Origin of the sequence: Fodinibius sp. (assembly GCF_041642155.1) — a bacterium.
Taxonomy (GTDB): domain Bacteria; phylum Bacteroidota; class Rhodothermia; order Balneolales; family Balneolaceae; genus Fodinibius.
This window is the reverse complement of sequence record NZ_JBEPWZ010000198.1, coordinates 1-5,543: the sequence shown is the minus strand read 5'-3', so window position 1 is coordinate 5,543 and position 5,543 is coordinate 1. Positions and strand designations below refer to the sequence as shown.

Annotated in this window: 5 protein-coding genes and 1 pseudogene; 4 read left to right on the top strand and 2 right to left on the bottom strand. The window is 50.9% G+C overall.

The window, feature by feature from the left end; genetic code table 11:
* The 4 genes and pseudogenes from ACESLU_RS10885 to rplS form a co-directional block, all read left to right on the top strand.
* A pseudogene (locus ACESLU_RS10885) lies at positions 1-441 on the top strand (hypothetical protein); the annotation flags it as partial.
* Between the two features lie 28 nt (positions 442-469).
* The gene (rimM, locus tag ACESLU_RS10880; RefSeq protein ID WP_372638673.1) at positions 470-1,048 is read left to right on the top strand and encodes a ribosome maturation factor RimM; all 579 of its coding nucleotides are present in this window, start codon (positions 470-472) and stop codon (positions 1,046-1,048) included.
* A 6-nt stretch (positions 1,049-1,054) separates the two neighbouring features.
* Positions 1,055-1,747: a tRNA (guanosine(37)-N1)-methyltransferase TrmD gene (gene trmD, locus ACESLU_RS10875; RefSeq protein ID WP_372638674.1), complete on the top strand. Its 693-nt coding sequence runs from the start codon at positions 1,055-1,057 to the stop codon at positions 1,745-1,747.
* An 11-nt stretch (positions 1,748-1,758) separates the two neighbouring features.
* Complete coding sequence (gene rplS / locus ACESLU_RS10870) at positions 1,759-2,181, top strand: 50S ribosomal protein L19 (protein ID WP_372638672.1); 423 nt, start codon at positions 1,759-1,761, stop codon at positions 2,179-2,181.
* Positions 2,182-2,455: 274 nt separating this feature from the next.
* Here the strand turns inward: rplS and ACESLU_RS10865 are convergent, their stop codons facing one another.
* Together ACESLU_RS10865 and ACESLU_RS10860 are read right to left on the bottom strand one after the other, a co-directional pair.
* Positions 2,456-5,092 carry a zinc-dependent metalloprotease gene (locus ACESLU_RS10865; protein ID WP_372638671.1) on the bottom strand — a complete coding sequence of 879 codons (2,637 nt, stop codon included), beginning with the start codon at positions 5,090-5,092 and terminating at the stop codon, positions 2,456-2,458.
* A gap of 1 nt (position 5,093) precedes the next feature.
* Positions 5,094-5,543: hypothetical protein (locus ACESLU_RS10860; protein WP_372638670.1), on the bottom strand; the 450-nt coding region annotated here is incomplete at its 5' end.

The following is a 5,543-nucleotide window of genomic DNA, read 5'->3' as shown; positions in this document are numbered from 1 at the left end:
GCGATTTCGGCGGATGTAGCAGAAGAAAAGGAGGACACCGAAGAGCAGGAGCCTGCAGCTGACGCCCGGGAGGAAGAAGAGGCCCAGGAAGAAAAATCTTCAGGTGAAGAAGCATCAGCGTCAGACTCAGAAGAGGAAACGGAGGAAGAACGCGCGAAAACCTCTGAAGAGGAAGAGCCGGAATCGGATGAAGCGGAGGACGAGAAAGTAAAAGCAGAAGCTTCTGAAGAGGAAAAAGAAGATGCCGGGGACAAAGAAGAGGAAACGGAAGAAGCATCAGATCAATCCGACACGCCGGTTTCCAGCGAGATGCTGGCCAAGGAAGCCATTTCGCATATCGAAGATACGCCGCTGGAGGAACTCGAAGGCTTTGTAACGGAAGAGGAGGATCGGGTAACCGTCCGCCGCGCGTGGGACGATAAGCACGACGAGGAAGAATAGAATAAACGATCATTATCAAAGCAAAGCTTTGCCGAATATATTCGCCGGCAGGGCCAAGCCCATTATGCTGGAATCAATTGAAAACCAGTATCATAAAATCGGGTATATCGCCCGGTCTCACGGTGTACAGGGAGAAGTGTTGATCATCTCCGAACTGGACGCTCCGACACTTTTTGATTCGCTTGATCTGGTACGCATTGAAAATGCCAGAGGGGATTTGGTCCCCGCCCGGGTTGAGTCGGTCCGGGTACAGGAAAAGCATAACCGACTTTCGTTCTTTGTTAAATTTGAGCATGTGACTGATCGCACACAGGCCGACAGGCTAAAGCAGTATGCGGTTTTTGCAGATCGCGACGAGGTAGACCACCTGCTGGACCACGATGGTGACGGCCCGGTGGATATGACCTCTTTTGAGGTCCGGATGAACGGCAGCCGGATTGGCACGGTAGAAGAAGTTCTTCACAACCCGGCCCATCCCATCCTGCAGATCTCCACCCGCAACCGGGAACAACTGCTGGTCCCTTTTGTGGACGAGTATGTTAAGGGGGTCAACGAAGAGCACCGGCAGATCCTTTGCCGGAACCTGGAACAACTGGGAAAATTGTAATCTATGATGCGTATTGATATCATATCGGCCTTACCGCAGCTCTTGAAAGGGCCCCTGAATCACAGTATTGTGGGCAGGGCCCGGGAAAATAAGCTGGTAGAGATCCATATTCACGATCTCCGGGACTACTCGGAAGACAAGCACCGGAAGGTCGACGATTACCCGTATGGGGGAGGCGCCGGCATGGTGTTGACGCCACAGCCTATATTTTCCTGTATCGAGCAGCTGTCGAGCCGGAGAGCATATAATGAAATCATTTTTACCGCGCCCGACGGCGATCTGTTTGAGCAGGAGGATGCGAATGCCCTTTCCGTCAAACAGAACCTGATGTTCCTGTGCGGCCATTACAAAGGCGTTGATCAGCGCGTGCGGGATGAATTGATTACCCGGGAATACAGCATAGGCAACTATGTGCTTTCCGGCGGCGAGCTGCCGGCTATGGCGATGACCGATGCGATCGTTCGCCTTTTGCCCGGCGCGCTGGGCGATGCGGAAAGCGCACTGACCGACTCCTTCCAAAACGATTTGCTGGAGGGACCGGTCTATACGCGTCCCGCCGAGTTCAGGGGCATGAACGTACCGGCAGTCCTGCGATCGGGTAACCATCAAAAAGTAAAAGAATGGCGATTGAAAAAATCGCTGGAGCGTACCAAACAAGTACGTCCTGAGATGTATAAAAAATTTCGAAACGAACATTAGTAAAAATAATCATGGATAAGTTAAAATTAGCAGAACAGGCATTAATGACCGATAAGTATCCCGAGTTTAAAACCGGGGATACGGTAAATGTGCACTATCTTGTGCGGGAAGGAGACAAAGAGCGAATCCAGCAATTTGAAGGGCTCGTTATCTCCCGCCGGGGTTCCGGTGCCAACCAAACGTTTATGGTCCGTAAAATTTCAGCCGGTAATATCGGGGTAGAGCGTATTTTCCCGCTCTTTTCTCCGTTTATCGACAAAATTGAATTGCGTAGACAGGGCGATATCAAACGGGCAAAACTCTACTACCTGCGGGAGCGCCAGGGTAAGTCGGCCCGCGTCAAGGAAAAAGATCAAAATCAGAACACGATTCGCGAGCTAAACCGGGAGGCCGAAGAGCGGAACAACGCAGCTGAGGCCCAGGAGGAAGAGTAGGAGCAAGAATCTTTTTTCAGTCAGGTAGTATGGTGTAGTGATTCTATTATTAGATGGAGACCATAATATGTACATGGTTTCCATTTTTATAGAAGCTGGTTGTACGTGGGACGGAATGTTTCAGATGTTGCCTTTTTTGCCTCCTGACAGGAATAACGGAAAGTATTATTGATTCGGGTATTCGAGGTTTTTCCAATTCTATTCATCTCAGCCTCAACTATCGACTTTTTTACTCAAGAGCCCTACTCCTGACTGTTAAACCAACAGCTGCCCTTTAATCCGTTTCCAGAGCCTTGGTAAGCTTCAGCAACAGATATTCATATTGCTCTTTAACATCCCCCTGTTGCTTCTCAACCCCTTTTTCAAGCATATTTTTACTTTTTTTCAGTAAGGAGTAGATCGTATCCGATAGATCTGCTGCGCTTTCACTGTTGTCCCGGGCCGGCAGACCGGTAAGACGTTCGATGTTTATTAGCTGCGATATGACTGCGCCATCTCCTCTCGGGGCGGATATACGGTTATTACGGCTGGACAAATCCGGCAGGCCGTATTGCAGCAGTTCCCGGTCTTTGTCGGTCCATGTATACGTACCGGCACTCGCGCCCCTCTCCTCTTTGCCTTCGTCATTGCGGATCGGTGATTTATCAATCAGGTAATCGGTCAACAGCGTCTGCATCATGCGCTCCCCTCTGGTTGGGCTGCTTCCCGCTGTGGTACTCTCCCACACATAATTGAATACATCATTTAAAAAATCTTGCTGCGTATACGTATTGCCATATGCTTTCTGCTGACTCACTTTAATACGTTCAACGCCCCAACGCAAGGTATACGGAAACAAAACGGATACTGTACGATTCTGAACATCCCCGTTGATATCATTCATCTCCCGGTTGATGCGTTCGTTATTCATCCACGAGGTGGCCTCCAGCGCCTCCAGCAAAAATGTCAGCGACCTTCTCTGCTCTGCTTCGGGCACCACCTCGAAAGCCGGAAAAGGATCGCCTTCATACTTCCGCTGCTGATAAATGCCCCCGATATTGGCAAGCACATGCCGCCAGTACCAGTAGAACTCTATATTAATAACCGAGAAGTTTATGTCGGTCCGGAACCGGTAATCCTCATCTTCCCCATCGACCCATGCGTTCATATGCTCAAACACATACCTCAGATTCCTGATCGCATAGCGAGCAGCCTTTACACGGTCGCTGCCCAGCAGTCCTAAAACATTAGGATGCAAATTTGGGTCCTGGGAACTATTCGAATCATATTCCCGGTAGCGATACATGGGATCATCAATCTTGTCAGCAATCCATTTTCTCAGAACAGGGACCTCATCGTCCGGGTTGTCGGCTTCGGGGATCGGTGTATAAAGCCACTTGATGGCATAGTGATCGTATACTCCCAAATCATTGGGCGTCATCTTTACGCCACGCTCGACATCACCGGGCTGGGCGACGTAATTGAAGTTTACATTATCCATGATGGAAGGGGTAATGCCGTATCGCCGGGTAAAGGACGGCGATCGCAGGGAATCCACCGGGATGGCCGAAGATGCCCCGATATTGCGGGCCAGGCCCAGTGTATGTCCCACTTGCCGGGCGGTCACGTCCCTGATGGCCTTGCCCAGCAGCTCGTCCGGGATATCGGTCGTTCTGGCCCGCTCTTCGGCCGCCCCGGCCTGGATAAAGATGCTCTTCCGCAGCCGGTCCAGCACTCCCTGGTAGAGCGAAACCGACGCACTTAGAATTTCTCCGGAGCGGGGATCCACCCACGTTCGTCCCTTTGCCCTTTCATTATTGCTAAACACGTAGTTTATCGTAGTGTATTTGATGTTGTTGGGATCGAAACCGGGGTCATTTTCCGGAAACGGGCGGGTCACCAGCGCATTCTTAAACCCAACCTGTTCAAACGCTTTATTCCAGTCGTCTACGCCTTTCTCCACGTAGCGGACCCAGGCATCGGGAAAGGTATCATCTATGTAAAAGACCACGGGCTCGACCGGCTCCACCAGCTTCCCTTCTCTGAAAGCCTCCGGGTCTTCCGGCAGAAGTTTCCACCTGTTGGCATACCGCACCTCCTCTGTGCCGTTGTCCTCCCCGGAAATCCTGTAGTATTCGTTGGAAGAAACTCCGATGCGGGGATCACTGATTCGCGGGCGCATCGTCTGGTCCGGCAATAATGCCAGGGTGTGTTTCATGCGGTAGGTGGCGGGACGTTTATTCTCTGTCCGGAACCCCAAAAAGGAAGAGGATATGTCATAGGACAGATAACTTGTGATTGTAATATTATCTTCAAAAGCCGCCACGTCGACCAGCTGAGAGCGTCCCTTCTTAAACGTTGGCCTTTTACTGGCAAATAACGAGGAAACACCGGCATAGGGTCCAAAAGGATCAATGGCATCCCTGCCGTTGATAAAGATAGCCGTGGCATCAAAAACCAGCGCAGAACTATCGGGCGTTACGGCCTCAATATCGAAGGAATCCAGAATGGGACCCAGGCTATTTTTTTCAAGGGCCGACTGTATCGCCCGCGTACTATCCCCGGCCACGGCCGATATGTTGACTTCACGCAGGTATACGGTGGAATCTTCCATCGTGAAATAAATGGGCAGGGGAGCGTCCGGCTGTTCCCCCGTTGCCGCATCGGCGGCATTGCTGGTGGCTTCAACAGAGGCCCCCAGGAGCATTTTTTTATCCAGCAGTTCCGTGGGAAGCTCAAAATAGACCTTCCCGTCCATTTTACGCAGAGTTATCATGCCCTCCGAACTTTTCACGGGCTTGCCCTCGAACAGCTTTCCGTAATCCGTGGCCTTGGTGGAATCTTTTTTCTCCTGCGCCATGGATACTCCAACAAACATACCCAGGAGCACAGCGGCAAGACTAATTTTTTTTATAACCGTATTCAGTGGCATCTCAGTGAATAACATTTTCAATGTTGCGCAGTAACAGTTCATAATGTGATTGGGTGCCGGCATCGGTACTGGTTGCCACAGCTTCTTCCAGCAGCGACCTGACCTTCATCAAATAGGTGTAATTCAAATGATCCAATACCGGTTTCGTGTGAAAGTGAATGCTGGCGCTGCCGAAGGAGGCCGAAACAGGGTCCGACCCTTCGACATTGGTATCCGAAGAACATGGAGAAAGGTATTTCTGGTAGAGGCCGCTGCCGAAATCCGCCCTCAGTTGTTCTTCCACAAATCCCGGCAGTTTTATCCCCTTAAACTCATGCTCATCCTTGTCCCCTGATGAAAAGGCGAATGTGCCGGAGGAGCCTGCTTCTTCCAACCCGCTTTTAGCAATGACCGCCTGAACAAAGGCTTTCTGAAATTCACGCTCTGTCTCCGTGAGTGCCGACTTCTCCTG